This window comes from Bradyrhizobium sp. ma5 (assembly GCF_042258955.1).
Lineage (GTDB): Bacteria > Pseudomonadota > Alphaproteobacteria > Rhizobiales > Xanthobacteraceae > Bradyrhizobium.
Genome location: NZ_CP170156.1, coordinates 678,858 through 704,210, shown reverse-complemented (window position 1 = coordinate 704,210; position 25,353 = coordinate 678,858). Strand labels below are relative to the sequence as shown.

Below are 25,353 nucleotides of genomic sequence, written 5' to 3'. Positions count from 1 at the left end.
GGAGCGGCTTGTTAACTGACAGGCTCCGCACGGCTGGGGTAAGCTCGGGCGAGGACCTGCTTCGCGGGACGACATCCATACCAACCGGCAGCTTTGCCTGTGCTTGATCGAACGCAGCTCGAGCAGGGACTGAACCCCGAGGACGCGTCACAGCTCCTCGATCAAGAGGCCGTGGCCGACGATCTGGCGCGGGACAAAGGCTGGCGCCGGCCGCTCGGCTGGGTGCGCCGCGCCGGTCAATTCTTCTTCGCGCTGTCATTCTCGAGCCTGACGCGCCGCATCGTCTCGCTCAACCTCGCCGGCCTCGTCGCGCTGGTCGCCAGCATCCTCTATCTCTCGCAATTCCGCGCCGGCCTGATCGAAGCGCGTACGCAGAGCCTCCTGGTCTATGCCGAGATCATTTCGGAGGCGATCGCGGCGTCTGCGACCGTCGAAGGCAATACCGTCACCATCGATCCCGACCGGCTGCTCGACCTCAAGCCCGGCGAGAGCTTTGGCCAGCCGGATGAATCGGCGGATTTTCCGATCAATCCCGAACGCGTCGCGCCAACCCTGCGCCGCCTGATCGCGCCGACCAAGACGCGGGCCCGCATCTTCGACCGCGACGGCGGCCTGATCCTCGACAGCCGCAACCTGTTCGCGCGCGGCGACGTGCTGCGCATGGAGCTGCCGCCGCCGTCGGAGAAGCCGTCGCTGTATGAGAAGACCAAGGCCACGATCAAGACCTGGCTCAACCGCGGCGACCTGCCGATCTACCGCGAGCTCGGCCCCGAAGGCGGCAAGGGCTATTCCGAAGTCGCGCAATCGCTCGAGGGCATGAAGGGCAGCGCGGTGCGCGTCACCGATCGCGGCGCGATCATCGTCTCGGTTGCCGTTCCGGTGCAGCATTTCCGCGCCGTGCGCGGCGCATTGATGCTGACCACCCAGGGCGACGACATCGACCAGCTGGTGATGTCGGAGCGCCTCGCCATCCTCAAGATCGGCGGGGTCGCATCCACCGTCATGATCATGCTGTCGCTGCTGCTGGCGAGCACGATCGCGGGCCCGGTGCGGCGGCTCGCCGAAAGCGCCGAGCGCGTCCGCAACCGCATCCAGACCCGCGTCGAGATTCCCGACTTCACCGGACGCCGCGACGAGATCGGGCATCTCTCGGGCGCGCTGCGCGACATGACCAACGCGCTCTATAGCCGCATCGAGGCGATCGAGATGTTCGCCGCCGATGTCGCCCATGAGCTGAAGAACCCGCTGACCTCGCTGCGCTCGGCGGTCGAGACGCTGCCTTTGGCGCGCAACGAGAACAGCCGCGCGCGGCTGCTCGCCGTGATCGAGCATGACGTCAGGCGGCTCGACCGCCTGATCTCCGACATTTCAGACGCCAGCCGGCTCGACGCCGAATTGCAGCGCCAGGATATGGCGCCCGTCGATCTACGCCGGCTGCTGACCACGCTGACCAGCGTCGCCAACGAGACCCGGCTCGGCCACGACGTCGCCGTCGAAGCCCGCTTCGAGGGCCGTGGACCGACCGACACGCTCTCGGTGCCCGGCCATGATTCCCGGCTCGGCCAGGTGATCTCGAACCTGCTCTCGAACGCGCAATCGTTCTCCAAGCCGGGCGACAAGGTGCGCATCGTCTGCCGCCGCACCCGCGGCGAGATCGAGATCGTGGTCGACGATGACGGGCCCGGCATCGGCGAGGACGCGCTGGAGCGAATCTTCGAGCGCTTCTACACTGACCGGCCGCACCAGGGTTTTGGCCAGAACTCCGGCCTTGGGCTGTCGATCTCCAAGCAGATCATCGAAGCGCATGGCGGACGCATCTGGGCCGAGAACCGCACGGGCCCTGTGGACGAAGACGGCAAGCCCACCGTGGCCGGCGCTCGTTTCGTGGTCAGGCTGCCGACACTATGAGCGACAATTCAAGCGTGCACGCATCCGCCGTTCTGGTCGGCGAGCGCGCTGTGCTGATCCGCGGTCCGTCGGGTGCCGGCAAGTCGCGCCTGGCCTTCGATATGATTCTCGCCGGACGCACCGGAGCGCTTCCGCCGGCCATTTTGGTGGGGGATGACCGTGTCCATCTCGACACAGCCGGCGAACAATTGTGGGTTCGCCCGGCACAGAAATTGGCCGGTCTGATCGAGATCCGAGGCCTCGGAATCCGCCATTGTCCGTTCGCAGGCGAGGCCGTGGTCGGCTTGATCGTCGACCTCGCCGCCGACGATGCTGAGCGGCTGCCGCCGCCCGAGGCGCTCAAGATCAGCCTTAATGGTGTTTCAATACCGCGAATTCCGGTACCGGCCGGCTTCCAACCCCTGCCGCTGGTTGTCGCTGCGCTGACGACAACCTGAAAGTTCATCCTCCCGTAATCTTGCGGCCAATTGTGAGAAGGGAATTGGTAACCATATCACATCCACTATCGCGTCGGATTTTGCCGGCGCAGCCTCCCCTCTCTACCGCCAGGAACCGGGAGACTAGCCAAGATGCCCTCTTGCGCAGGGCCTCTGGATGGTCAAAGTGGCGCGTTCGTGCGGTGCACCAAAGGGCGCCCGCGAGGAGTTTCCGATGATTGGTCTAGTGCTGGTGACCCATGGGCGCCTTGCCGACGAGTTCCGAGCCGCGCTCGAACACGTCATGGGTCCGCAGAAACAAATTGAAGCAATTACGATCGGGGCCGAGGACGATTCCGATCTCTGTCGAAGCGACATCATCGAAGCGGTGAACCGCGTCGATAGCGGCGACGGCGTTGCGATCCTCACCGACATGTTCGGCGGCACGCCGTCGAACCTTGCGATCTCCTGCATGAGCCGCCCGAAGGTGGAAGTGCTCGCGGGCATCAATCTTCCAATGCTGGTCAAGCTCGCCAAGGTTCGCGAAGAGCGCTCGCTGCCCGACGCGATCGCGATGGCGCAGGAAGCCGGCCGCAAATACGTCACCATCGCCAGCCGCGTTCTCGCAGGCAAATGAGCGGCGCGGCCCCGGGCGAAAATCATGTCGGCCCGGGCGTGCCGGCGGGCGCGATTTCGCGCGAACTCCTGATCGTCAACAAGCGCGGCCTGCATGCACGGGCATCGGCCAAATTCGTCCAGCTGGTCGAGCGCTTCAACGCCGAGATCTGGGTGACGCGCGGCGGCGAGACCGTCGGCGGCACCTCGATCATGGGCCTGATGATGCTGGCCGCGGGGCCCGGCACCACGGTCGTTGTCTCCGCCAAGGGCGACGAGGCGCAGCAGGCGCTCGACGCCATCGCCGAGCTCGTCGCCAGCAAGTTCAACGAAGAAGGCACGTAGGGCGGCTCGTCCGCTACGCCAAGTCATCACCGTCACCCTGAGGAGCGCGCATCGCGCGCGTCTCGAAGGGTCGACGGCCCGACTGTGGCCGTGCATCCTTCGAGGCTCGCACCTCAGGATGACGGAAAACGTCACTGACGCCGGGAAATAACTACTTCGCCGGCGGCACCAGATAGACCTTCCACATCGTCGACGGACCGGGATGGCCGTTGAAGAAGCGCATGGTGTTCATCACCATCGGCTCGGCATTCTTGGCATGCTCCGCCATCCACGCCTCACATGGCTGCAGGAACACCGGATCGGTGGTGTCGCAGACGCCGATGAAGCCGAGACGCTTGGCTTCGTCGAGCGACGTCAGCCCCGACGACCACGCTTCGCCCGGCACCAGCGAGGCCGGATGATCCGGACTGTAGAACGTCATCGGCTCGCCGATGTCGGAGCGTGCGACGACCACCGCCCAGCGTGAATGGAATCTGTCCTGCCAGGTCTGGGTCAGCTCGCGCGCCAATTCAGAGCGCGCGGCGTAGGTCGAGCCGCCGATACGGTTGGACGCGATCTCCTGCGTCGCGATGCTGGGCGCGGCGATCAGCGTCGCGATGGTGGCCACCAACCACACCGCCGTGATCGAGAACAGCGCCATGCGGGGGAAACGCAGCGAGGGGATCGCAACCAGTGCAAGCGGCACCAGGAAGAACAGCGGGATGCCCCAATCGGTCTTGATGTAGACGGTGAACGCCAGCGCGCCGAGCGGCGGCCCGATCGCGACGATCGACTGGATGATCCAGACGTTGAGCGCCTGCGGAAGGTTGACGCCCGGATTGGGTCCGCGCGACCAGATCCGCGCCAGCACATCCGACGGCCGCCACGGCACCGACCCCAGCAGCAGCGCCACCAGGCCCAGCACGGTCGGAATCGCAAGCAGCCCGAGATTGTGCACGATGTAGCCGATCACGAGCTGGACGTTGAGCTCGCGGCTCGACAGCGCGTAGACGTCGCCGGCATAGGTGAACGGCACGAAGTTCACCTCCTCCAGCCACACCAGATGCGGGATCATCGTCACGATCATCGTGCCGATCGCAACCCATGGCGCCGGCGAGCGCAGGAATTGCATGCGCTGCGGATGGATCAGCGCGGCAAGCCCGACGGCGCCGATCATCGTCACCACCCAGTACTTGGTCATCAGCGCCAGCATGCCGGCAAAGCCGAGCCAGAGCCCCGATTTGAAGCTGCGCTTCTCGAACGCGTTCAGATAGGCCAGCACCAGCAGCGGCAACGGCAGCAGCTGCGCGAGGTCGGCGTTGTATTTGAAGCCCTTGAAATTGAAGATCGGGTAGAGCGCGAGCATCACCACCATGAAGAACGCGCGGCGGCGATCGACGACGCGCAGCGCGATCAGCCAGCACACCACCAGCGCGACGCTGACCGTTGCCATCGCGAGCGCATAGGTCGACCAGTTGGTGACGGGGAAAATCCTGAACCAGACCCCCGCGATCCAGCCCGACAGCGGCGGATGCTTGCCATAGCCGAGCAGGAAGCGCTGGCCCCAGGCATAGGCCTCTGCGACATCCATATGGACGTCCTGCGCAGCCTTGAGCTTGACCAGGATCATCGTCCACAGCACCGCGTGAACCAATGCGAAGCCGATCACGAACCACAGGCTGGTCCTGGGATCGACGGCGCGCGAGGCAATCCAGGCGGCAATCCGCCGGATCGTCAGTCTGCGGGTGGTGCGCCTTGCGGCAGGGAGAGCGGTGGCGGTCGACATGGCCTGTGCCTGAGGCATGACCCGGAAACGTGGAAAGCGGTTTCCCGGAAGGATCATGCCGAATGGAAGCGGAAGGAGCGATGAGTGATTGCTCACCAGCATTTCATGGCGCTTTAGCGCGTTTTTGTGGCCAGTGTAATCAGCTTGGCGTGAGAATGCCTCAAGCCGGCCTGTTCACTTTGCGAGAAGCTCCGGCCGGTACTCGAAATGCATGGTGTCGTAGTGGTACCACTTGCCGCCCCAGATGAAGCCGTGGCGCTCGAAGATGTCGACGATCTCGCGCGGCATCCGGTTTTTATAGGGGATGGTCCCGCTGCCCTTGCCCGCCCACAGCCAGTAATCCGAGACCTTCAGGTTGAGGTCGATCGCGGCCGCATAGCCATGCATGCTCATCCGCCCGGTATCGGCGACGGCGCGACAAGATAGCACACCCGCGATCGGGAAGGCCGCGGCGCGCAGCGCCGGATCGAGCGCGTCGATCTCGGCGGAGACCTGCTTCAGGCGCTCGGCGACGCCGTTGACCCGCGTGACCTGAACCGGCTTGCCCCAGGACCGCGGCAGCCAGGTGATCGTCACCAGGTTCCGCCTGACCTCGGCCGTGTTGCAGTCGCCATACATCTTCTTGAAGAAGGCCTCGTTGCGGAAGCGGCCGGGATCGACATTCGCGGCCGGTGGCGCCGCCGGCCCGGACGGATAGGGCTGCCGCATCTGGTCGAGGATCGAGGCATTGCGCAGCAACTGATCGAACGGCTTGCCGGAGACGCCGTCGTCGACCGGCATCACCGTGCCGTCGCGCCAAGTGATCGTGGTGTCGTCATGGGCGGACAGCGCGTCGGGATAGGCGCGCACCAGGCGGTCGAGCAGTTCGCGTCTGTCTTGGGCATGCGCAGGTGGCGGCATCAGTGCGAGCAAGAGCGTCAGTGCGAGCAAGACATCGGCGCACGCCACCCAGCGCACAGCCGTTCGGCGTTTCCCGGCCTGATCGAACCGCGCAACATTGGCCTCTTCGATCGCGTTCATCCTCGGATTCCAGCTGTTCGGCGCATGCCAGGAGAAGCGAGGGTTTTGGGCCGAAACACCTAGCAGAAACATGCCCGAAAATCGATCACGGCAGATCTGACTGAAACACGGCCGTGATTCGCCGTCACATCCCTGCAAAATACCGCAATATGGTTGCCCGTGCGGGGGTGCGGATGCTATCCCGCGCCCCATGACAACTGCCCCGATTTCGAACATCCGTAACTTCTCCATCGTCGCCCATATCGACCATGGCAAATCGACCCTTGCCGACCGCCTGATCCAGATGACGGGCGGCCTGACGGATCGCGAAATGGCGGGCAAGGAGCAGGTGCTCGATTCGATGGATATCGAGCGCGAGCGCGGCATCACCATCAAGGCGCAGACCGTCCGGCTGAACTACCGCGCCAAGGACGGCAAGGATTACATCTTCAATTTGATGGACACGCCCGGCCACGTCGACTTCGCCTACGAGGTCTCGCGGTCGCTGGCGGCCTGCGAGGGTTCCCTGCTCGTGGTCGACGCCAGCCAGGGCGTCGAGGCGCAGACGCTCGCCAACGTCTACCATGCGCTCGACGCCGGTCACGAGATCGTGCCGGTCCTGAACAAGGTCGACCTGCCCGCGGCCGAGCCCGAGAAGGTCAAGCAGCAGATCGAGGACGTGATCGGCATCGACGCCTCCGACGCCGTGATGATCTCGGCCAAGACTGGCCTCGGCGTGCCCGATGTGCTGGAGGCCGTCGTCACCCGCCTGCCGCCGCCGAAGGGCGACCGCGACGCGACCTTGAAGGCGCTGCTCGTCGACAGCTGGTACGACGTCTATCTCGGGGTGGTCGTGCTGATCCGCGTCGTCGACGGCGTGATGAAGAAGGGCAGCCGCATTCGCATGATGGGCACCGGCGCGGCCTACGACATCGAGCGCGTCGGCTTCTTCACGCCGAAGATGCAGCAGGTCGAGGAGCTCGGCCCCGGCGAGATCGGCTTCATCACCGCGGCGATCAAGGAAGTCGCCGACACGCGCGTCGGCGACACCATCACCGACGACAAGAAGCCGGTCACGGAGATGCTGCCGGGCTTCAAGCCGGCGATCCCGGTCGTGTTCTGCGGCCTTTTCCCGGTCGACGCCGACGATTTCGAGACGCTGCGCGCGGCGATGGGCAAGCTGCGCTTGAACGACGCCAGCTTCTCCTTCGAAATGGAAACCTCCGCCGCGCTCGGCTTCGGCTTCCGCTGCGGCTTCCTCGGGCTGTTGCACCTGGAGATCATCCAGGAGCGGCTGTCGCGCGAGTTCGATCTCAATCTGATCGCGACCGCGCCGAGCGTCATCTACAAGATGAAGCTGACCGACGGCACCGAGCTCGAGATCCACAACCCGGTCGACATGCCCGACGTGGTCAAGATCGCCGAGATCGAGGAGCCGTGGATCGAGGCCACCATCCTCACCCCGGACGAATATCTCGGCAGCGTGCTGAAGCTGTGCCAGGATCGCCGCGGCGCGCAGAAGGAGCTCACTTACGTCGGCTCCCGCGCGATGGTGAAATACGATCTGCCGCTCAACGAGGTGGTGTTCGATTTCTACGATCGCCTGAAGTCGGTCTCCAAGGGCTATGCCTCGTTCGACTATCATCTGACCGACTACAAGCCGGCCGACCTGGTCAAGATGCAGATCCTGGTCAATGCCGAGCCAGTCGACGCACTGTCGATGCTGGTGCATCGGACCCGCGCCGAGGGCCGCGGCCGCGCCATGGTCGAGAAGATGAAGGAGCTGATCCCGCCGCACATGTTCCAGATCCCGATCCAGGCGGCGATCGGCGGCAAGGTGATCGCGCGCGAAACCGTGCGCGCGCTGCGCAAGGACGTCACCGCGAAGTGCTACGGCGGCGACATCACGCGCAAGCGCAAGCTCCTGGAGAAGCAGAAGGAAGGCAAGAAGAAGATGCGGCAGTTCGGCAAGGTCGACATCCCGCAGGAAGCCTTCATCGCCGCGCTCAAGGTGGACAGCTGAGGCGCCGACACGGATTGTCGCCGGCTTGACGACTGGCGCACCGCTCCCGCTCTGGGTGAAAATCTCGAAAACAACCCCATGCAAAGTAGCCGGAGGCAGATAGCTGACGCGCTGCCAGCCGCACGCCTGTTGCCGATTCTTGTCCTAGCAACAAAACGCACCATGATTTGAATCGCCACGGCGCGGCGGCCCGACTAAGCTCCGGCCATGTTGCGCATCCTGTCTCTCTCGATCGTCATCCTCGCATTGCTGCAGCCTGACCTGAGCGCAGCCGCCTCCTCGAAGAAGCGGCACGGCACGACCCGCTGGCATGGCTACGGCTTCCTGCCCGGCTACCGCCAGCCGCCCAACGAGACCATTCCGGTGCTCGGCCCGCGCGGCGCCGCCCGCGGCTATCCGGATTTTTCGCCGGAATATTACTATGGCGGCGATTGGCACTATTTCGGCCGACCCGGCTTCCATGGCGGCGGACGCTATAATGGCGGCAGCTACGGCCCGTGCTGGAGCTGGACGCCGATCGGGCGGGCCTGGAACTGCGGCTAGCCGCGTCGCTGCGACATCCTGCGCATGCAACGCACAATCCGCTGATCCCGGAATGAGAGGCATGTTACCCGTCATATTGCCCCCGGACCTCGGATAGGCCACCATCCTCCCTGCGCGCACGACAACAAACAACAGCGCCGGGGAAACGCATGAGCAAGGCCGCTCGGTTCGACTATGGGTGGGTCGTCGTCGGCGCGGGCGCGCTGATGACCTGCGTCGGCTTCGGCACCATGCTGTCGCTCGCGGTGTTCCTGCAGCCGATCTCGGATGCGATGGGCTGGTCGCGCGCCGGCGTCTCGGCGGCCGCGACGCTGGATTTCCTCTGCATGGGTTTTGCGGCGTTCGCCTGGGGCGCGCTGTCCGACCGCTTCGGCACCCGCATCGTGGTGCTGGCGGGCAGCCTGCTGCTCGGGCTTGGCCTCGTGACGGCAAGCCAGGCGCAGACCCTATGGCAGTTCCAGCTCTGCTTCGGCGTGCTGATCGGGATCGCCGCCGGCAGCTTCTATGCACCGATGATGGCGCTTGCGAGCGCCTGGATCGACAAGCATCGCAGCCTCGCCGTCGCACTGGTGTCGGCCGGCATGGGCGTATCACCGGTGACGGTCGCACCATCCGCGAGCTGGCTGATCACGGCCTATGACTGGCGCTTCGCGATGCTCGTGATCGGCATCGCCGCATGGGCGCTGCTGATCCCCGCATCGTTCCTGGTGCGCCCGGCGCCGCAGGGAACGAACGTCGCGATCCCAACGGCGGGCACTGCGCCGCAAGCGGAATGGACCGTGGCGCAGGCGCTGCGCACGCCGCAATTCATCACGCTGGCACTGGCGCATTTCGCCTGCTGCGCCGCGCATTCCGGCCCGATCTTCCACATGGTGTCCTACGCCATGGTATGCGGCATCGCGCCACTCACCGCGGTCACGGTCTACAGTCTCGCCGGCTTCTCCGGGCTCGGCGGACGGCTGCTGCTCGGCGTGCTGGCCGACCGGCTCGGCGCCAAGCCGGTTTTGGTCGGCGGCCTGCTGGTGCAGGCGCTGTCGATCGCGACTTATCTTGCAGTGGCGCAGCTCGGCGAGTTCTACGCGCTGTCTGTCGTGTTCGGCCTCGCCTATGGCGGCGTGATGCCGCTCTATGCCGTGCTGGTGCGCGAGTTCTTCGGCGCGCGCATCATGGGCACGGTGTTCGGCGCGGTGTCGGCCTTCGCGAGCCTCGGCATGGCGCTCGGGCCGTGGGCCGGCGGTTACGTGTTCGACACGTTCCACGGCTACACGTGGCTGCACGCCGGTTCCTTCGCGATCGGCCTTGCCGCGGTCGCCGTGGCGCTGAGTTTCTCCACCAAGCGCCAGCCCTCGCTCGATCTCGGCCGCGCCGCCGCCTGAGCGCGGATGCATGCATCGATCGCGCGGCCGCGATGGATGGCTGATCTGCGCCGGCGCCGCCCCGCCTTGCCCTCGTTTGCCGGATGGGCCACCATCGCCTGCCCCGCCCAACAACAACGTCAGAAGGGGCGCCGAGGACACGCATGAACAAGCCGCAGGGAGTAGACCTTGTCGAGCGGGCGCGCGCGCTGGCGCCGCTGATCATGAGCGAAGCCGACGAAATTGAACGGACGCGGCGGCTGACGCCTGCCGTCACCGCGGCCCTCGTCGAGAACGGGCTCTATCGCGCGCTGCTGCCGAAGCGTTTCGGCGGCGCCGAGGCAACGCTGGACGCCTTCATGCAGATGCAGGAGGAGATCGCCAAGGCCGACGCATCGACCGCCTGGTGCCTCGGCCAATGCAGCGTCTGCGCCATGACCGCGGCCTATCTCGAGCCCGACGCAGCAAACGAAATCTTCAACACCGCGCCCGGCATTCTGGCCTGGGGCGCGATCGCCCATGAGGTGCGCGCCGAGCCCGGCGGCTACCGCGCCACTGCGCGCTGGGACTTCGCCTCGGGCTCGCGGCAGGCGAGCTGGCTCGGCGCCCATGTCCGTGTCGTCGAGGCCGACGGCTCGCCACGCAAGAAGGCCGACGGCCCGCCGGAGATCCGCACCATCCTGTTTCCGGTGTCGCAGGCTGTGATGTACGACGTCTGGGACGTGATCGGCCTGAAGGGCACCGGTACCGATTCCTATTCGGTCGACAATCTCTTCATCCCGGACAAATTCGCCGCGCTGCGCGACGACCCCAGCGCGTGCCGCGAACCGGGGCCGCTGTACAAACTCTCTACCAACATGGTGTTCAGCATGGGCTTTGCCGCCACCGCGCTCGGCGTCGCGCGCGCCATGCTGGATGCGGCGACCGAGCTTGCCCGCGGCAAGACCCCGCAGGGCATCAAGGCGATGCGCGACAACAACGCCGTGCAGGGCCAGATCGGCCGCACCGAGGCCAGCCTGCGCGCCGCGCGCGCCTATCTGTATGCGACGGCGAACGAGGTCTGGAGCGATCTCGCCCGCGGCGCCCCGATCAGCGAGGCGCATCGCATCGCGATCCGCATCGCCTCGACCTGGACCATCCACCAGTCGGCCGCCGTGGTCGACATCGCCTATCACATGTCGGGGGCAACGGCGGTGTTCGCGAAGAATCCGTTCGAGCGACGGTTTCGCGACATGCATGCGATCGCGCAGCAGATCCAGGCGCGCGACACCCAGTATGAGGACGCCGGCAAGGCGATCCTGTCGGGCAATCTCGGCGCTCCGCCGACGACGCGCTAATCGCGATGAAGTCAGATTGAACTCGGGCGCGTACTCATCAATCCGCCATGTCGGCTCTATGAGGGTCTATCTCCAGATCGCTCGGCCTTTGCCGAAGCCAGGATGGCGCGCTTCATATTCCTCCATAAAGGACAAGCGGGCTTGGTCGAGGATGCCGCGCGCATCTTTTGAGTAACCGTACTTTTCGGCCAGAGCCCAAAGGTCGTAGATCTGAAGCATGAAATCTTGATATCGCTCGGCGGGATCAATCAGGTCTCCGTGCATGTCGAGTTCGCCGGACATCGTACTCTCCCAAGCTGGTTCAGCGATTTGCCTTAAGAGCCATCATTTCGCGCAAACGATACGCGGTCCGCTTCGGGTCAAAAGCCGTCGATCACGACCGAACCCAGAGGCTTCCGGACTGTGTGAGAAGAAGCACCGGGCGGTTCGCGCGCCGCCGTGCTCGTTCGAAATTCGAGGTTTCTGCAGCTCTACTGCAGTTGTGTTTGTGCACAGCGCGCCAGGTTGGCCCTGACCACGAGGTGATGAAAAGGCCTGATCGCGTTGAGATAGGTGAAGCCCAGGGCATTGTGGGTATGCACAACGGTTGTCGCGATGAGCAACGTGCCTGTTGGAGAATGGCGTCGGAGCAGAGATAGCCGAAAGTCCAGGTGTCGGTCATCCGTACCGAGCACAATTTCGTCCTTGCCCTCCCAGTGCACCGGGAAGAAGTCCACCCGTTCATGGCTGTCCGGGGCCGTCCTGACCGTATCGGAGGTTTTGATGCCGAAGGGCGTCACCATGGCGTCGCGCAGCGCGATCAACGCCTTTTGCCACGCGGGTGGATTGACGAGCGTCCGCGTCGCCAGCTCGCGCATGCTCGACTGCTCCGATGCACCCAAGTCGATGCTGTAGCTGTCGAGCAAACTGGCGCTCTCGTACCAGCTCGCAACGACACTTTCCGACGGCGGCGTCGTCCGGCGTACCTGCGGCTTGTGGTCTAAACCCATGCTCATGACGATGTCACCTGTTCAACGGGCCGATCGGAAGAGCCATTCTCAGTTTCAGACGCGAGTAGTTTCCCGACGCTGAGCTCGCAACTTGTCGCTGATCTGCAGGTCTTCAACTTTACGGCGATTGGCGCGGGGTCTCAAGCGGGGAGAGCCGGGTTTGGGGGTATCGCCGCGATTCCCATCGTGGAGAGCCCCCACCCGCCGCATCGGGAGAGGGGAAGCGAGTCTGCGGCCCGACTGATTCAGCTCACCTCATCTCGATTTGGCCGCATGGTACGAAAGTAGGCACCGGCGACAATAGTCACGGTACGAATTTTCGGCGGTGCAACACCCGGTTGTTAAGCTTTTTCTGAGACTTTCCGGCTGGCGCTAATGCCTGGAGTTCCGCTGGTACCATGTTCAAGCTTCGATCGATTGCCGCCCGCCTGATCCTGGCGATTTCGCTGACCGTTGCAATCGCCTGCGCCATCCTCGGCAGCTTCTGCATCAGCCAGCAGCGCACGCTGACGCGGCTCGCGCTCGATCAGCAGCTCAAGCTGCAATATGACAGCGTGATTGCAGCGATCGAATACGAAGGCCGCGCCGCGCTGGCGGTCTCGGCCGTGATCGCCGCCCTGCCGCCGGTCGAAGACGCGATCGCCAAAGGCGACCGCGACGGCCTCGGCAAGCTGCTCAATGCCCCTTGGGCCGCGATGAAGGCGCAAGGCATCCCGCTGATCTCGTTCTGGCAGGCGCCGGCGACGAGCTTCTACCGGGTCCACGCGCCAAAACTGTTCGGCGACGACGCCTCCACGCGGCGGACGACGGTGGTGGAATCGATCAGGGCCGGCAAGCCGATCGTCGGCGTCGAGCCCGGCCGCGAAGCGCTTTCGATCTTCGGCATGACCCCGGTCATGCATGACGGCAAGGCGTTGGCCAATGTCGATGTCGGCGCCGCCTTCGGCAAGGAATTCGTCGACCGCGCCAAGAAGCGCTTCGGCATCGACCTCGCCGTGCATTCGTTCGACGGCCAGAGCTTCAAGCGGCTGTCCTCGACCTTCGGCGACAATGTGGTCGCGACCCAGGACGAGCTCAAGGGCGTGATGAACGGCGCAGCCCTGCTGCGCGACGCCAAGCTCGATGGCCATGCGGTGGAGCTCTATCTCGGGCAGATCAAGAACTATGCCGGCGAGCCGGTCGCCGTGCTCGAGATCATCAAGGACACCAGCGATTATGAGGCCGCCGCGGCGAGCGCGCAGCGCAATCTGATCCTCGGCACGGTCGCGATCCTGGCCGCGGCCGTGTTGCTCGCGTTCCTGCTCGGCCGCGGCCTGTCACGGCCGCTCACCGCGATCACCGCGGTCATGAACCGCCTGTCCAGCGGCGACACCAGCGTCACCATCCCCGGCAGCGAGCGACGCGACGAACTCGGCACGATGGCCAAGGCCGTCGACGTGTTCCGCCGCGGCATGCTCGAAACCTCTTCGCTGCGCGATGCGCAGGAGGCCGACAAGGTGAAGGCTGCGGCCGACAAGCAGGCGCTGCAGCGGCAGATGGCCGACCGCTTCGAATCCGACGTCAAGGGCATGGTCGCCGCCGTCGCGCAATCGTCGAGCGCCATGCAGCGCGTCGCGGGCGAGATCACCACCAGCGTCAACGGCACCTCCGAACGGACCGCGGCGGCCGCCGCCGCGTCCGAGGAGGCGTCGGCCAGCGTCAATGCGGTCGCAGCCGCCACCGAAGAGCTGGCGTCCTCGATCACCGAGATCGGCCGCCAGGTCACCCATTCCAGCCGCGTCGCCGACAATGCCGTGGCCAAGGCGATGGAGACCACCGAGATGGTGACGAGCCTCGCCGCATCCGCCGAGAAGATCGGCGACGTGCTGCGCCTGATCAGCGCGATCGCCAGCCAGACCAATCTGCTGGCGCTCAACGCCACCATCGAGGCGGCGCGCGCCGGCGAGGCCGGCCGCGGCTTTGCCGTGGTCGCCGCCGAGGTGAAGGGGCTGGCAAGCCAGACCGCGAAGGCGACCGAGGAGATCGCCGGCCAGGTCGGCGCGATCCAGTCCGCCACCGGCAATTGCGTCAGCGCGATCGGCGACATCAGCGGCACCATCCGCGAGATCTCGGGTATCGCGACCGCGATCGCGGCCGCCGTCGAGCAGCAGGACTCGGCGACGCGCGAGATCGCCCGCAGCGTGCAGCAGGCGTCCTCCGGGACGGTCGAGGTCTCCGCCAATATCGCGGGCGCGAGCGAGGCCGCCGGCCAGTCCCGGGCCCTCACCGGCAATGTGCTGGATACGTCCGGCCAGCTCGGCGATCACGCCTCCGCGCTGTCGCACAGCGTCGACACCTTCCTCTCCGGCCTGCGCAACGCGGCCTGAGCGGCGGGCTATGTGACGTTCAAGGCGCTATGGTAGACAGAAGCGACACGTTCTCCTCGCGGAGCCCACCATGCGCAAGCCGGCAAGAGCGACCAGCAAGGCGACACGACCGTCTGCAAAATCGACCGACGCGCTGTTCGACGCATATCCTGCTCCCGTCAAGGCCAAGCTGCTGGCGCTGCGGCGCCTGATCTTTGAGACCGCGAAGGCAACCAGGGGCGTCGGCTCGCTGGAAGAGACGCTGAAATGGGGGCAGCCGAGCTATCTCACGCCGGAGACCGGCAGCGGCAGCACGGTCCGGATCGATCAGGTGAAGCCCGCCACCGACCAGGTCGCGGTCTACTTCCACTGCCAGACCAATCTGGTCGAGACCTTCCGCGAGCTCTATCCCGAGCTCAGCTACAGCGGCAACCGCGCGATCCTGCTCGATGTCGCGGCCAAGCTTCCGGAGCCCGCGCTGCGCCACTGCGTGGCGCTGGCGCTGACCTATCATTTGAAGAAACAGACGACAGATAGCAGGGCCTAGCTCCACGTCATTGCGGGCAGCGAGCGACGAAGCAATCCATCTCACCGCGCGTGAGGCTAGGGCGCGTATTCATCATTCCGGGATGTCCGCTTTCGAGGGGTAAGCGGACATGCGGTCCAGACCGCGGGGTGTCGCCTTGTGACCCGTTGCGGACCTCAGCCAACGATCGCCGCTCTGAAGTAGCCGCCACCGAGCAGTGTTCGGGGGGACGAAACAAAATCTTCCGGGATGAAACCATTTTCCGGCCTTCACGAAGGCATGCTGAAACAGTCGGACGTTTAAAAATAGCGTTGGAAGCGATGAGCAAAGTGGAACTGCATAAAGAACAACGATCGCCGTGGGGCGGGGAGCGGGGCCATGTCACAGATTCGCAAAGCTTTTTTAGGCGCTCTCGCGACCGCATTGACGATCGGCGCCGTGCAATTCGCTTCAGGTCACGACCTCGGAGACCGCTGGCAGGCGGCCTCTGAACAGCCAAGGCACATCGTCAATCGCGTCGGCAAGGCAGATCATCTTGCTGCCCCCAAGCCGTTCGCAGTCCAGACGAAAACGGTTTCTCTGCGCTTGGACGATCAAGCCGATACCTCGGTCCTAATCCGTATTCCATTTGCGCAAGTCCGCATCACCAAGACGCCGCTGTGGAATCAGAGCCGTAAGCCAACAGTCGCCTGCGAGCCCATGGTCAGCGCGCTCACGGAAGTCGCAAGGCTCCTGCAGCCCGGCCGTTGCGTGACCTGATCAACTCAATCCGCTTTCCGGGGTGAGGCGGATAGGTCTGTGAAGCGCTTTGATGTCGTGCTTTGACCCGAACCGGAATTCGGTCGATTTCAATGCGCCGCAAGCTCCGGGGGACCACGGCTCCGACGGCGTCCCATAACGGCCGAAATGTGGCGCTTGCCATGCTCACTCGCCTATTTCTTTCCCCTCCTTCGCCCAGCTTAGAGCGCGTTTCGTATCCACGATTGCCACGAGCACACTTAGTGCAGAGAGTTCGTTGCGTCCGGTGGAGCAAGCGATGCGTACCGAACTGTCCTTTCAGCGCAAGCTGCGCCGCATGTTTGTTGCTGGCGCCATCGTTGGCCCCGTGGCGCTGGCGCCGGAAATGAGTGCCGCTGAAGGCTTGCTTGATTTCTTTTTCGGTGGCGGCCAGAAGCAACAGCAGCAGACCTCGTCTTTCAACAACAATCCGCAATCACCACCGCCGCGGCCGGTCGTCGTAAGCGCGGGACCTGCCTTCTGCGTGCGCAGTTGCGACGGCAAATATTTTCCGCTGATGCGCGGCGCGGCCTCGCCGGCGCAGATGTGCCAAGCCTTCTGCCCGGCAAGCCCGACCAAAGTTTTCTTTGGCTCCAGCATCGACAGAGCCTATGCCGCAACCGGCGAACGATACGCCGATAGCGAAAACGCCTTTGCCTATCGGAAGGCGCTGCGCGCCGATTGCACCTGCAACGGCCACAATCCCGCCGGTCTTGCGTCAATCGATCTCGCGATGGACGGGTCGTTACGCTCGGGCGACGCGGTCGCTACCGCTGACGGGCTCGTTGCCTATTCCGGCATACGGGTCGGCAACGACCAGAACCCGGATTTCACGCCGTTAGCGTCTTCCGAGTTGACTCGCACGCCGCTTCCGGCAGCGACCATCACGCCGAAGCCGGTGCCCGCACGCGACTAGCGCGTAGATGCGGATTGATGTTGCAGTCACTGTCCGACGATCACATCTTGCGAAGCTTCTTCCGGTGTTGGCCCAAGGCCGAAGTTTTACCCGTCCGTCAGCACGTCAGCTAATTTGGGCAGAGCGGATGCCGCCCGGCTTGATCGCCATGGGCCGCCTTTGACCCCAAGCGGACTTCTGTTGACCTAGATCAACATGAGCGGGCACGAGACTCCACTTCCTTGCGTCCATGTGGCCGCAGCCCTCTCCACGATCCCGGGTATATCAGCATCAAGGACGACCCCGATGAGATGTAGATTGACCAGTCTGACGTTTGCTGTCTCGATAGTTCCAATCGTTGCGAATGCGCAGGTAACCATTGATATGGGCAAGATCATATGTAGCCAATATCTCGCTATGCCGCAGTCACAGTCGGATAAATTTTCTGCCTGGATGAGCGGCTGGTTTAGTTATCAGAACAGCAGGACTTTTGTGGATCTTGCTTTGCATCAACAAAATATCGCCAACGTAAAGGCATGGTGCCAATACCATCCGGCGGAAAGCGTCATGTATGGCTTGCAACAATCGGTAGGCAAAAATTGACGGCCCGGGAGTTTGGAGGATCGTTATGAGATGCAGGACTCTTGTCGCTTCTGCGATTCTGATAGGCGCGGCCTCAGCGCCGACCTCGGCTCAGATCAAGCTGGACATGAACAAGATCACTTGTGGAAATTGGCTAGGATACGGTTCAGCAGACCGGGATTTCGTAAGGTATTTCATGAGCGGCTACTATAGCGCGGCCGCAAAGAATAATGTCTTGGACTACGACCGCTTGCAAAACAATTCGGAAAAAGTTGCCGCCTATTGCAAAAAGCACAAATCCGACACGCTGCCGACCGCCATTCAAAAAAGCGCCAGCTAGATTTTGGACCCCGACGGATGCCGCCGCCGGAGCCTTAGCTGGCAACATTGCCACGCCTCGACCGAGAGTTGAACGGACCACCGGAAACTGCGCAACCGCCTCCTTATCGTTGCGCGCATAACCGTGCGTCGGTTCAGTAAGTCTCCTTTTGGCCCTTTGCGACATTCACTCGCGCATCGTCGATGTCTGCTTTTGAGGCAACCAGGACCTCGCCATTCCCGCGCACGCGCGTACCGGCTTTTATGAGTAGACGCCCTGGACGGATTGCGTCGCGGAGCCTGTCATCCGGCAGCGCTTCGCGCCGACCGGGTGGCTCGCAATGACGCGGTGAAGGCGGCTTCGCTACGCCGCCGTGGCGACGCGCTGCGCCTTCAGCAGGCTGACGACTTCGGCGTTCGGCCGCGCGCGGCTGAACAGAAAGCCCTGGCCTTCGTGGCAGCCCTCGGCGCGCAGGCAGCTCAGCTCCGCCTCGGTCTCGACACCCTCCGCGGTGATGGTGACGCCGAGCCCCACGCCGAGACTGACGATCGAACGCACGATCGCCTGCGCGTCCGGGTTCGCGCCGAGGTCGCGCACGAACGACTGGTCGATCTTGATCTTGTCGAACGGAAAGCTGCGCAGATAGCTCAGGCTCGAATAGCCGGTGCCGAAATCGTCCATCGACATCCGCACCCCGAGCGCGCGCAGCGCATGCAGCGTCGCGAGCACCTGGCTGCTCTTCTCGAGCAGCAGCGTCTCGGTGATCTCGAGCTCGAGCCGTCGCGCCGGCAGGCCGGATTGCCGCAAGGCGTCGGTGATCAACGCCAGCAGGTTGCCGGTGCGGAATTGCAGCGGCGACAGATTGACCGCGACGCGGACGTCGTCGGGCCATTGCGCCGCGTCCATGCAGGCGCGATGCAGCATCAGGGAGCCGAGCGGATTGATCAGGCCGGTCTCCTCGGCCACCGGGATGAACTCGCCGGGCGAGATCATGCCGCGCTCCGGATGCGGCCAGCGCACCAAGGCCTCGAAGCCCGTGATGCGTCCGCTGGTGAGATCGACCAGCGGCTGGTAGTAGGGCCGCAGGCCCTCATTCTGGATTGCATCGCGCAGATCGATCTCGATCTTGCGGCGGCTCTGCGCCCGCGCATCCATCTCGGCTTCGAAGAAGGAAAAGGTGCCGCGGAATTCGCTCTTGGCGCGCGACAATGCCATGTCGGCGCTCTTCAAGAGCTTTTCGGAATCCTCGCCGTCGCCGGGCGACATCGCGATCCCGATGCTGGCGCCGACCACCACCGAATGGCCATCGAGCAGATAGGGCTCGCCGATCGCATCCAGGATCCGCCGCGCCAGCAGCACCGCATCCTCGGGCCGCATCACGCCGCCCTGCACGATGGTGAATTCGTCGGAGTTGAGCCGGGCCAGCGCGTCTTCCTCGCGCAGCGTCGAGCGCAGGCGCTTGGCGACCCCGCGCAACAGCTTGTCGCCGATGCCGTGGCCGAGCGTGTCATTGACCGCCTTGAAATTGTCGAGCCCGAGCATCAGCACTGCGACCTTGTCGGTCGAGCGGCGGGTGTGCTGCAGCATGTCTTCCATCTGCTGGCGCAGCAGATTGCGGTTCGGCAGGCCGGTCAGGCTGTCGTGCTGGGCCATGAAGGCCAGCCGCGCCTCGGCGCGCTTGCGCTCGGTGATGTCCATCAGCGCGAGCAGCATCGCCGGCTGGTCGCCATGCATCAGCTGGCGCGAATAGATCGCAAGGTCGATCAGCGTGCCGTCAGCGCGCACATGTTTCCAGGTCCGCGCCGCCTGCTCGTCGCTGCTGCGGCCGGCGGCCCAGGGCAGCTCGGCATCGAACGCCTGCAGGCTCTTGATCGTCATCCTCTCGAATTCGGCGCGGACATAGCCGTAATGCGCGATCGCCGCGTCGTTGACCGCGAGAATTTTCTCGCCGTCGAGCGCGCACAGGATCATCGGCACCGGGTTGCCGTCGAACAGCAGGCGGAACGACGCCTCGCGCTGCTTCAGTTCGGTGATGTCGACACGCAGGCCGACGATGCCGCCATCCGAGGTCAGCCGCTCCTCGATCAGCACCACGCGGCCATCGGCCAGCACCTGCTCGTGCCGCTCGCCCGGCTGATACATCCTCTCGAGCCGCTCGGCGATCCACTCTTCCTCGCGCCCGGCGGCCTCGGGATAATCGCCGCGCGCGACGCCGATGCGGATGGTGTCTTCCAGGCGCGCGCCGTGCTCGAATAGGTCGGAACTGCGCTTGTAGATTTCCGAGTATTTCTTGTTCCAGAGGGTGTAGCGGCCCTCGGGGTCCAGGAACACGATGCCTTGCGGCAGGATGTCGATCGCCTCGCGCAGCCGCGCATTGGACCTGCGGGCCTCGACGATCGCGGCATCGGCCTGCGCGCGCTGGCGCACCAGTTCGCCGATCTCGACGGCGGTGCGGCGCGAACTGCCGGACACCTTCGGCATCGGCCTCACCCGGCGGCCCCCTGGACCTGACAGTTTGGCCTGCTTCGGCTTCTTGATCTTCTTCGGCCGCATCATCGCTATTGCACGCCCCACGCGCATTCCAGTTCGGTGACATTTCTGCGATAAGTGTCTGAAAAATTGGTATCTCTCGGCGAATAGCTGCGCTGCCTGAGAAAGCCGTAGCTGCCCGCTTTGCAGGCGAGCTCACGCCGGATGCGATTAGCTTGCGGTGCGCACGCGGCGAACAGCGCAGATTTGCGGCGTGGACCCGCCGGAGCGTGGTGAAGAAAGCGTAAATCGGCGCACCACTGCACAATGAACGCGCCGGATGCGGCTCAAGCGCGCGAATGTTTGTCAGCGCGTGACAGGGTTATCGCAGGGTTAAGGCAGCACGTGCAATGACGGGAGGACTTCCGATTGCGGGTTATAGCGGCTTGACCATGCGGATCGTCTCCGAACGAAAACCACCGCGCTCATAAAAATCAACCGCGCGTCGATTGTCGGCGAACACATCGAGACTGAGAAACGGATACTGCATTTCGCGTGCCCAATCCTCGCCATGGCTCATCAGCAATTTGGCGATGCCCTGCCCCTCGGCCTGTTCGGTAAGGGCCAGGATCGCGACATAGCCACATACCTCGTCGGTTACGCCATCCTTTCCGGGCCGCATATGGATGTAGCCCAACCGCACATCATCGTCCGACACGGCGATGAGTGTCCGAGAGTGTTCGACGGCCTGATTCACGGTGGCGGCCATGTACCGGTCTTGAAACTGTTCCATCGCTTCCAAGCCATGCCACGCGGGACCGGGGACGCCTGAGAGACGAGGAGACAATGCGAGAAGAAAGTCGCGGTCCGATTGGGTTGCCTCTCGCACTCGAACCGAACCTGTGCCAATCGGCATTACATTCTCCCACTATGGCGCTAGCGAAAGCCAGAGGAGTTACAACAGATCGGTCCGTCTGGCCACCGATACGCATTGCTGCAAGGCGCGCGTCTTGCAAGGTCGATCCGCCTTGTGGGCGATCAAGCAAATGGGATGAAAGCGCGGTTCGCCTGCGTCGAATCCATGTTAGCCTTGCGCAGACAGAGTGATCCGAATGACACCCCGCCTGCGTCTGATCCCGCTCCTGATCTCCACCCTCCTCGCCTGCACCATCTCCGCGCGTGCGCAGGACAAGGGTTCGCTCAATCCGCAGCCATTGCCGCCGCTCGCCAACCCTAACGATCCAACGATCGGGGCGAAGCAGCTGTTCGCGCGCAAGGTGCTGCCGGCGGCGCTGCCGACCCAATCGATCGGCGGCTATACCAAGGGTTGTCTCGCCGGCGCCGCGCAGATGCCGCTGAACGGCGACACCTGGCAGGTGATGCGCCTGTCGCGCAACCGCTATTGGGGCCACCCCGACATGATCGCGCTGCTGAAGCGGCTTGCGGCCGGCGCGCACGAGGACGCCGGCTGGCCCGGCATCCTGGTCGGCGACATCGGCCAGCCGCGCGGCGGCCCCGCGCTCTCCGGTCACGCCAGCCACCAGATCGGGCTCGACGCCGACGTCTGGCTGACGCCGATGCCGGATCGCAAATTGTCGCGGGAGGATCGCGAGGAGATGTCGGCGGTGATGATGGTGCGGGACGACCGGCTCGATATCGATCCGCGCGTGTTCACGCCCAGTCATGTGCTGGTCATCCGCGACGCCGCGCGCGAGCCTGCCGTGCAGCGCATCTTCGTCAATCCTGCGATCAAGAAAGCGCTATGCCGCCAGGCCAAGGGCGACCGCAGCTGGCTGTCGAAGATCCGGCCGTGGTGGGGCCACGACTACCACTTCCACATCCGCATGCGGTGTCCGTCCGGCAGCCCCGCATGCGAGGGGCAGAAGCCGCAATCGGAGGGCGAAGGCTGCAAGCCGTCCGATCTTGCCTATTGGTTCAAGGACTCGGTGCTGCATCCGAAGCCTCCGCCGAAGCCGCCGAAACCGCGCCCGCCGATGACGCTGGCGCAGATGCCGGCAGAGTGCAAAACGGTGCTGAACGCAGCCGACGCCAAGCAATAAGCATGATCCGGAAAAGTGCGAAGCGGCTTTCCGAAAAGATCATGCGAAAGCAAGAGGCCAAGGCAATAACATCTTTGTCAGGCGGCTTTTCCAGCCGGCTCGAACTGCGTTATGATCCCGCGTCGTCGCGCCGTAAGCGCGTTCGAGCGATGGATCGGGGCCGCTGATCTCTTTTATCCGTCACAATTGCATTGGACCAGTCATGCGCAAATCCCTCCTCGCCGCATCGCTCCTGCTTGTCTCAGTTCCCGCCTTCGCGGCGGAAGAGCCGAGTGGCTGCGACAAGTTCAAATGGTCGATCGACCGCGCACGCGCCGCGCTCACCGCGCCCGATCGCGCCAAGCTGGCCTCGGGCAGTGAGCAGACGGCAGTACCGTCGACCGCCATCACACTGGCGCTGGTGGCCCCCGCCGACGCCAAACTGCCGAGCCCGCCGGAGCGCGCACCGAAAGACGGCACCTTTGCCGGCTTCACCAGCTTCAAGGCCACACCGAAGGCCGGGCTCTATACCGTCAGCCTGTCGGCCGGCGCCTGGGTCGACCTGGTGCAGGACGGGCACTTCCTGAAGCCGAAGGCCTTCAGCGGCGCCACCGATTGCGACGGTATCCGCAAGACCATGAAATATGACCTCGCTGCCAGCCCCTTCGTGCTGCAGGTCAGCGGCTCCAAAGAGAACTCGCTGTCGGTCGCGATCCAGCCGTCGGATGAATAGCACGCGCCGTTAGACAAACGGTCGCCTTTACCGTAAGTCCCAGCCTGCTATGTTTGCAGTGCGATATCCCCGAGGACCGTAAGTCCTTCGGGGACCAGCGGAACAGCGCTTCCGTCCGTCGCGCCCAGAACCCACCCAACGCCTGGTTTGCGCGCGCCTGTTCGTGCGCGAGCTCGCACGGAGCGCTTTCCATGTCACGACTTTCGATTTCAAGGCTTGCCGGACTTTTCACTGCCTTCGTCATCCTGCTCGGCGCGATCCATTCGCCCGCGCGCGCCGAAGACAAGACGCTCACCGTCTTTGCCGCCGCCTCGATGAAGAACGCGCTCGACGAGATCGATGCGGCCTATACCGCCAAGACCGGCGTCAAGATCAGCGCCAGCTACGCCGCGAGCTCGGCATTGGCAAAACAGATCGAGCAGGGCGCGCCGGCCGACGTGTTCGTCTCGGCCGACACCGACTGGATGGACTACGCGATCAAGCAGAAGAACATCAATGAGCCGACGCGGGTGAACCTGCTCGGCAATTCGATCGTGCTGATCGCGCCGAAGGATTCCATGATCAGCAATGTCAACATCGGTCCCGGCTTCGATCTCGCCAAGCTCGCCGGTGACGGCAAGATCGCCACCGGCGACGTCAAGGCAGTGCCGGTCGGCAAATACGCCAAGGCCGCGCTCGAGAAGCTCGGCGCCTGGCAGGCGGCGGAGCCGAAATTCGCGATGGCCGAGAGCGTGCGCGCGGCATTGACGCTGGTGGCGCGCGGCGAAGCCGTGCTCGGCATCGTCTATTCGACCGACGCCAAAGTCGAGCCGGGTGTCAAGATCGTCGGCACCTTCCCGGCCGACACCCACCCCGCGATCATCTATCCGGTTGCGGCGACCACGACCGCCAAGCCCGAGACCGCTGACTATCTCGCCTTCCTGCGCTCGTCGGCGGCGAAGACGATCCTCGAGAAATACGGCTTCAAGTTCCTGATCAGCCCGACGACCTGAGCGTGTTTGATATCTCGCCGACCGAATGGACGGCGATCCTGCTGTCGCTGCGGGTCGCCGTCATTGCAACGCTGGTGGCGACCCCGTTCGGGATCGCGCTCGCCTGGCTGCTGGCGCGACGCGATTTCTGGGGCAAGTCGCTGCTCGATGCCGCCGTGCATCTGCCGCTGGTGCTGCCGCCGGTCGTCACCGGCTATCTGCTGCTGCTGACCTTCGGCAAGCGCGGCCTGGTCGGCGGCTGGCTGGCCGATCACCTCGGCATCGTGTTCGCATTCCGCTGGACCGGCGCGGCACTCGCCTGCGGCGTGATGTCGTTTCCGCTGCTCGTGCGCCCGATCCGGCTTTCGATCGAGGCGGTCGACCGCCGCCTCGAACAGGCCGCCGAGACGCTCGGCGCCGCGCCCTGGCGGGTGTTCGCAACCGTGACGCTGCCGCTCGCGCTGCCGGGCGTGTTGGCCGGCATGGTACTCGGCTTTGCCAAGGCGATCGGCGAGTTCGGCGCGACCATCACCTTCGTCTCCAATATCCCCGGCGAGACCCAGACCATTTCATCGGCGATCTACTCGCTTATCCAGACGCCCGACGGCGACACTGCCGCGGCGCGGCTCGTGATCATCTCGGTCGTGCTCGCGGTCGGTGCGCTGATCGCCGCCGAAGTGTTCGCGCGCCGCGCCACCGCGCGCCTGCACGGACAATAGCGATGCTGCGCGTCGACATCACCAAGCAGCTCGGAGAGTTCTCACTCACGGCCGCGTTCACCAGCGAGGGCCGCGTCACCGGCTTGTTCGGCGCGTCCGGCTCCGGCAAGACGTCGCTGATCAACACCATCGCCGGGCTGGTGCGTCCCGATCGCGGCACCATCGTGATCGACGGCGAGACGGTCGACGACACCGCGGCCGGCATTCACATCCCGACATATCGCCGCCGCATCGGCTACGTGTTCCAGGATGCGCGGCTGTTTCCGCATCTCGATATCAGGCAGAACCTCGATTACGGCCGCCGCATGAACGGCCTCACGGAAGATCCTGCGCAAGACAAACGCGTCGTCGATCTGCTCGACATCGGCGCCCTACTCGACCGCCGCCCCGGAAAGCTCTCCGGCGGCGAGCGGCAGCGCGTCGCGCTCGGCCGGGCGCTGCTGTCCAAGCCGCGGCTGTTGCTGCTGGATGAGCCGCTGGGCGCGCTCGACGAGAGCCGCAAGCTCGAGATCCTGCCCTATCTGGTGCGGCTGCGCGACGAGGCCGGCGTCCCGATGGTCTATGTCAGCCACGACGCGGCCGAGCTTCGCCAGCTTGCCACCCAGATCGTGATGCTGCGCCGCGGCCAGGTCACCGCATTCGGCGGTGTTAAGGTGTTGACGGGCGGTGCGTAGCTGGCCGTT

General features: G+C 64.5%; 25 protein-coding genes. 19 read left to right on the top strand and 6 right to left on the bottom strand.

Annotated elements, in window-relative coordinates:
* Positions 1-99: 99 nt before the first annotated feature.
* The 4 genes from ACE103_RS03225 (at position 100) to ACE103_RS03210 (ending at position 3,284) form a co-directional block, all read left to right on the top strand.
* Entirely contained in the window at positions 100-1,908 is a 1,809-nt protein-coding gene (locus ACE103_RS03225; protein WP_375778308.1) for a stimulus-sensing domain-containing protein, read from the top strand.
* Positions 1,905-2,345 carry an HPr kinase/phosphorylase gene (locus ACE103_RS03220; protein WP_375778307.1) on the top strand — a complete coding sequence of 147 codons (441 nt, stop codon included), beginning with the start codon at positions 1,905-1,907 and terminating at the stop codon, positions 2,343-2,345. The genes ACE103_RS03225 and ACE103_RS03220 overlap by 4 nt, the downstream gene beginning before the upstream one ends.
* A gap of 214 nt (positions 2,346-2,559) precedes the next feature.
* Positions 2,560-2,961: a PTS sugar transporter subunit IIA gene (locus ACE103_RS03215; RefSeq protein WP_021076632.1), complete on the top strand. Its 402-nt coding sequence runs from the start codon at positions 2,560-2,562 to the stop codon at positions 2,959-2,961.
* The gene (locus tag ACE103_RS03210; protein WP_097676893.1) at positions 2,958-3,284 is read left to right on the top strand and encodes an HPr family phosphocarrier protein; all 327 of its coding nucleotides are present in this window, start codon (positions 2,958-2,960) and stop codon (positions 3,282-3,284) included. The genes ACE103_RS03215 and ACE103_RS03210 overlap by 4 nt, the downstream gene beginning before the upstream one ends.
* 151 nt (positions 3,285-3,435) lie before the next feature.
* Here the strand turns inward: ACE103_RS03210 and ACE103_RS03205 are convergent, their stop codons facing one another.
* Positions 3,436-5,049, bottom strand: a complete 1,614-nt coding sequence (locus ACE103_RS03205) for a glycosyltransferase family 39 protein (protein WP_375778306.1) — start codon at positions 5,047-5,049, stop codon at positions 3,436-3,438.
* A 174-nt stretch (positions 5,050-5,223) separates the two neighbouring features.
* The gene (locus ACE103_RS03200; protein ID WP_375778305.1) at positions 5,224-6,069 is read right to left on the bottom strand and encodes a M15 family metallopeptidase; all 846 of its coding nucleotides are present in this window, start codon (positions 6,067-6,069) and stop codon (positions 5,224-5,226) included.
* A 190-nt stretch (positions 6,070-6,259) separates the two neighbouring features.
* Here ACE103_RS03200 and lepA point away from each other — a divergent pair, with 190 nt between their 5' ends.
* The 4 genes from lepA (at position 6,260) to ACE103_RS03180 (ending at position 11,306) form a co-directional block, all read left to right on the top strand.
* Positions 6,260-8,071, top strand: coding sequence for a translation elongation factor 4 (gene lepA / locus ACE103_RS03195; RefSeq protein ID WP_375778304.1), 1,812 nt, complete (start codon positions 6,260-6,262; stop codon positions 8,069-8,071).
* A 207-nt stretch (positions 8,072-8,278) separates the two neighbouring features.
* Positions 8,279-8,614 carry a hypothetical protein gene (locus ACE103_RS03190; RefSeq protein ID WP_375778303.1) on the top strand — a complete coding sequence of 112 codons (336 nt, stop codon included), beginning with the start codon at positions 8,279-8,281 and terminating at the stop codon, positions 8,612-8,614.
* 149 nt (positions 8,615-8,763) lie between these two features.
* Entirely contained in the window at positions 8,764-9,990 is a 1,227-nt protein-coding gene (locus ACE103_RS03185; protein WP_375778302.1) for an MFS transporter, read from the top strand.
* A gap of 143 nt (positions 9,991-10,133) precedes the next feature.
* Positions 10,134-11,306, top strand: coding sequence for an acyl-CoA dehydrogenase family protein (locus tag ACE103_RS03180; RefSeq protein WP_375778301.1), 1,173 nt, complete (start codon positions 10,134-10,136; stop codon positions 11,304-11,306).
* A gap of 66 nt (positions 11,307-11,372) precedes the next feature.
* Here the strand turns inward: ACE103_RS03180 and ACE103_RS03175 are convergent, their stop codons facing one another.
* Complete coding sequence (locus tag ACE103_RS03175; RefSeq protein WP_375778300.1) at positions 11,373-11,588, bottom strand: hypothetical protein; 216 nt, start codon at positions 11,586-11,588, stop codon at positions 11,373-11,375.
* Between the two features lie 188 nt (positions 11,589-11,776).
* Positions 11,777-12,301: a DUF2867 domain-containing protein gene (locus tag ACE103_RS03170; protein WP_375778299.1), complete on the bottom strand. Its 525-nt coding sequence runs from the start codon at positions 12,299-12,301 to the stop codon at positions 11,777-11,779.
* 392 nt (positions 12,302-12,693) lie between these two features.
* On the opposite strand from ACE103_RS03170, the gene ACE103_RS03165 reads away from it, so the two are divergent.
* From ACE103_RS03165 to ACE103_RS03140, 6 genes are all read left to right on the top strand, one after another.
* On the top strand, positions 12,694-14,661 hold the full coding sequence (locus ACE103_RS03165; protein WP_375778298.1) for a methyl-accepting chemotaxis protein: 1,968 nt from the start codon (positions 12,694-12,696) through the stop codon (positions 14,659-14,661).
* Between the two features lie 70 nt (positions 14,662-14,731).
* Positions 14,732-15,187, top strand: a complete 456-nt coding sequence (locus ACE103_RS03160) for a DUF1801 domain-containing protein (RefSeq protein WP_375778297.1) — start codon at positions 14,732-14,734, stop codon at positions 15,185-15,187.
* Positions 15,188-15,544: 357 nt separating this feature from the next.
* Positions 15,545-15,925, top strand: a complete 381-nt coding sequence (locus ACE103_RS03155) for a hypothetical protein (RefSeq protein ID WP_223974851.1) — start codon at positions 15,545-15,547, stop codon at positions 15,923-15,925.
* A 277-nt stretch (positions 15,926-16,202) separates the two neighbouring features.
* Positions 16,203-16,859, top strand: coding sequence for a DUF2865 domain-containing protein (locus ACE103_RS03150; protein WP_375780995.1), 657 nt, complete (start codon positions 16,203-16,205; stop codon positions 16,857-16,859).
* 297 nt (positions 16,860-17,156) lie between these two features.
* The gene (locus ACE103_RS03145) at positions 17,157-17,441 is read left to right on the top strand and encodes an HdeA/HdeB family chaperone (protein WP_375778296.1); all 285 of its coding nucleotides are present in this window, start codon (positions 17,157-17,159) and stop codon (positions 17,439-17,441) included.
* Positions 17,442-17,466: 25 nt separating this feature from the next.
* The gene (locus tag ACE103_RS03140; RefSeq protein WP_375778295.1) at positions 17,467-17,760 is read left to right on the top strand and encodes an HdeA/HdeB family chaperone; all 294 of its coding nucleotides are present in this window, start codon (positions 17,467-17,469) and stop codon (positions 17,758-17,760) included.
* A gap of 342 nt (positions 17,761-18,102) precedes the next feature.
* On the opposite strand, the gene ACE103_RS03135 is transcribed toward ACE103_RS03140, so the two are convergent.
* Both ACE103_RS03135 and ACE103_RS03130 read right to left on the bottom strand, forming a co-directional pair.
* Positions 18,103-20,292 (bottom strand): putative bifunctional diguanylate cyclase/phosphodiesterase, encoded by a 2,190-nt coding sequence (locus ACE103_RS03135; RefSeq protein WP_375780994.1) that lies wholly within the window; start codon positions 20,290-20,292, stop codon positions 18,103-18,105.
* Positions 20,293-20,644: 352 nt separating this feature from the next.
* Entirely contained in the window at positions 20,645-20,977 is a 333-nt protein-coding gene (locus ACE103_RS03130) for a GNAT family N-acetyltransferase (RefSeq protein WP_375778294.1), read from the bottom strand.
* Positions 20,978-21,320: 343 nt separating this feature from the next.
* On the opposite strand from ACE103_RS03130, the gene mepA reads away from it, so the two are divergent.
* The 5 genes from mepA (at position 21,321) to modC (ending at position 25,344) form a co-directional block, all read left to right on the top strand.
* Positions 21,321-22,268, top strand: coding sequence for a penicillin-insensitive murein endopeptidase (gene mepA / locus ACE103_RS03125; RefSeq protein ID WP_375778293.1), 948 nt, complete (start codon positions 21,321-21,323; stop codon positions 22,266-22,268).
* Between the two features lie 202 nt (positions 22,269-22,470).
* Positions 22,471-22,980: a hypothetical protein gene (locus tag ACE103_RS03120; protein ID WP_375778292.1), complete on the top strand. Its 510-nt coding sequence runs from the start codon at positions 22,471-22,473 to the stop codon at positions 22,978-22,980.
* Between the two features lie 206 nt (positions 22,981-23,186).
* The gene (gene modA / locus ACE103_RS03115; protein ID WP_375780993.1) at positions 23,187-23,972 is read left to right on the top strand and encodes a molybdate ABC transporter substrate-binding protein; all 786 of its coding nucleotides are present in this window, start codon (positions 23,187-23,189) and stop codon (positions 23,970-23,972) included.
* Positions 23,973-23,974: 2 nt separating this feature from the next.
* Positions 23,975-24,670, top strand: coding sequence for a molybdate ABC transporter permease subunit (gene modB, locus ACE103_RS03110; RefSeq protein WP_375778291.1), 696 nt, complete (start codon positions 23,975-23,977; stop codon positions 24,668-24,670).
* 2 nt (positions 24,671-24,672) lie between these two features.
* Positions 24,673-25,344: a molybdenum ABC transporter ATP-binding protein gene (gene modC, locus ACE103_RS03105; protein ID WP_375778290.1), complete on the top strand. Its 672-nt coding sequence runs from the start codon at positions 24,673-24,675 to the stop codon at positions 25,342-25,344.
* The last annotated feature ends 9 nt before the right edge of the window (positions 25,345-25,353 follow it).

Bases quoted from the DNA above. Each gene is read 5' to 3' on its own strand.
- ACE103_RS03220 (WP_375778307.1), top strand. From the start codon at position 1,905: ATGAGCGACAATTCAAGCGTGCACGCATCCGCCGTTCTGGTCGGCGAG.
- ACE103_RS03130 (WP_375778294.1), bottom strand. From the start codon at position 20,977: ATGGCCGCCACCGTGAATCAGGCCGTCGAACACTCTCGGACACTCATC.
- ACE103_RS03210 (WP_097676893.1), top strand. From the start codon at position 2,958: ATGAGCGGCGCGGCCCCGGGCGAAAATCATGTCGGCCCGGGCGTGCCG.
- ACE103_RS03215 (WP_021076632.1), top strand. From the start codon at position 2,560: ATGATTGGTCTAGTGCTGGTGACCCATGGGCGCCTTGCCGACGAGTTC.
- ACE103_RS03185 (WP_375778302.1), top strand. From the start codon at position 8,764: ATGAGCAAGGCCGCTCGGTTCGACTATGGGTGGGTCGTCGTCGGCGCG.
- ACE103_RS03200 (WP_375778305.1), bottom strand. From the start codon at position 6,069: ATGAACGCGATCGAAGAGGCCAATGTTGCGCGGTTCGATCAGGCCGGG.
- ACE103_RS03190 (WP_375778303.1), top strand. From the start codon at position 8,279: ATGTTGCGCATCCTGTCTCTCTCGATCGTCATCCTCGCATTGCTGCAG.
- ACE103_RS03180 (WP_375778301.1), top strand. From the start codon at position 10,134: ATGAACAAGCCGCAGGGAGTAGACCTTGTCGAGCGGGCGCGCGCGCTG.
- ACE103_RS03170 (WP_375778299.1), bottom strand. From the start codon at position 12,301: ATGAGCATGGGTTTAGACCACAAGCCGCAGGTACGCCGGACGACGCCG.
- ACE103_RS03160 (WP_375778297.1), top strand. From the start codon at position 14,732: ATGCGCAAGCCGGCAAGAGCGACCAGCAAGGCGACACGACCGTCTGCA.
- ACE103_RS03175 (WP_375778300.1), bottom strand. From the start codon at position 11,588: ATGTCCGGCGAACTCGACATGCACGGAGACCTGATTGATCCCGCCGAG.
- mepA (WP_375778293.1), top strand. From the start codon at position 21,321: ATGACACCCCGCCTGCGTCTGATCCCGCTCCTGATCTCCACCCTCCTC.
- ACE103_RS03140 (WP_375778295.1), top strand. From the start codon at position 17,467: ATGAGATGCAGGACTCTTGTCGCTTCTGCGATTCTGATAGGCGCGGCC.
- ACE103_RS03135 (WP_375780994.1), bottom strand. From the start codon at position 20,292: ATGCGGCCGAAGAAGATCAAGAAGCCGAAGCAGGCCAAACTGTCAGGT.
- ACE103_RS03155 (WP_223974851.1), top strand. From the start codon at position 15,545: ATGTCACAGATTCGCAAAGCTTTTTTAGGCGCTCTCGCGACCGCATTG.
- ACE103_RS03150 (WP_375780995.1), top strand. From the start codon at position 16,203: ATGCGTACCGAACTGTCCTTTCAGCGCAAGCTGCGCCGCATGTTTGTT.
- lepA (WP_375778304.1), top strand. From the start codon at position 6,260: ATGACAACTGCCCCGATTTCGAACATCCGTAACTTCTCCATCGTCGCC.
- ACE103_RS03120 (WP_375778292.1), top strand. From the start codon at position 22,471: ATGCGCAAATCCCTCCTCGCCGCATCGCTCCTGCTTGTCTCAGTTCCC.
- modC (WP_375778290.1), top strand. From the start codon at position 24,673: ATGCTGCGCGTCGACATCACCAAGCAGCTCGGAGAGTTCTCACTCACG.
- ACE103_RS03165 (WP_375778298.1), top strand. From the start codon at position 12,694: ATGTTCAAGCTTCGATCGATTGCCGCCCGCCTGATCCTGGCGATTTCG.
- ACE103_RS03205 (WP_375778306.1), bottom strand. From the start codon at position 5,049: ATGTCGACCGCCACCGCTCTCCCTGCCGCAAGGCGCACCACCCGCAGA.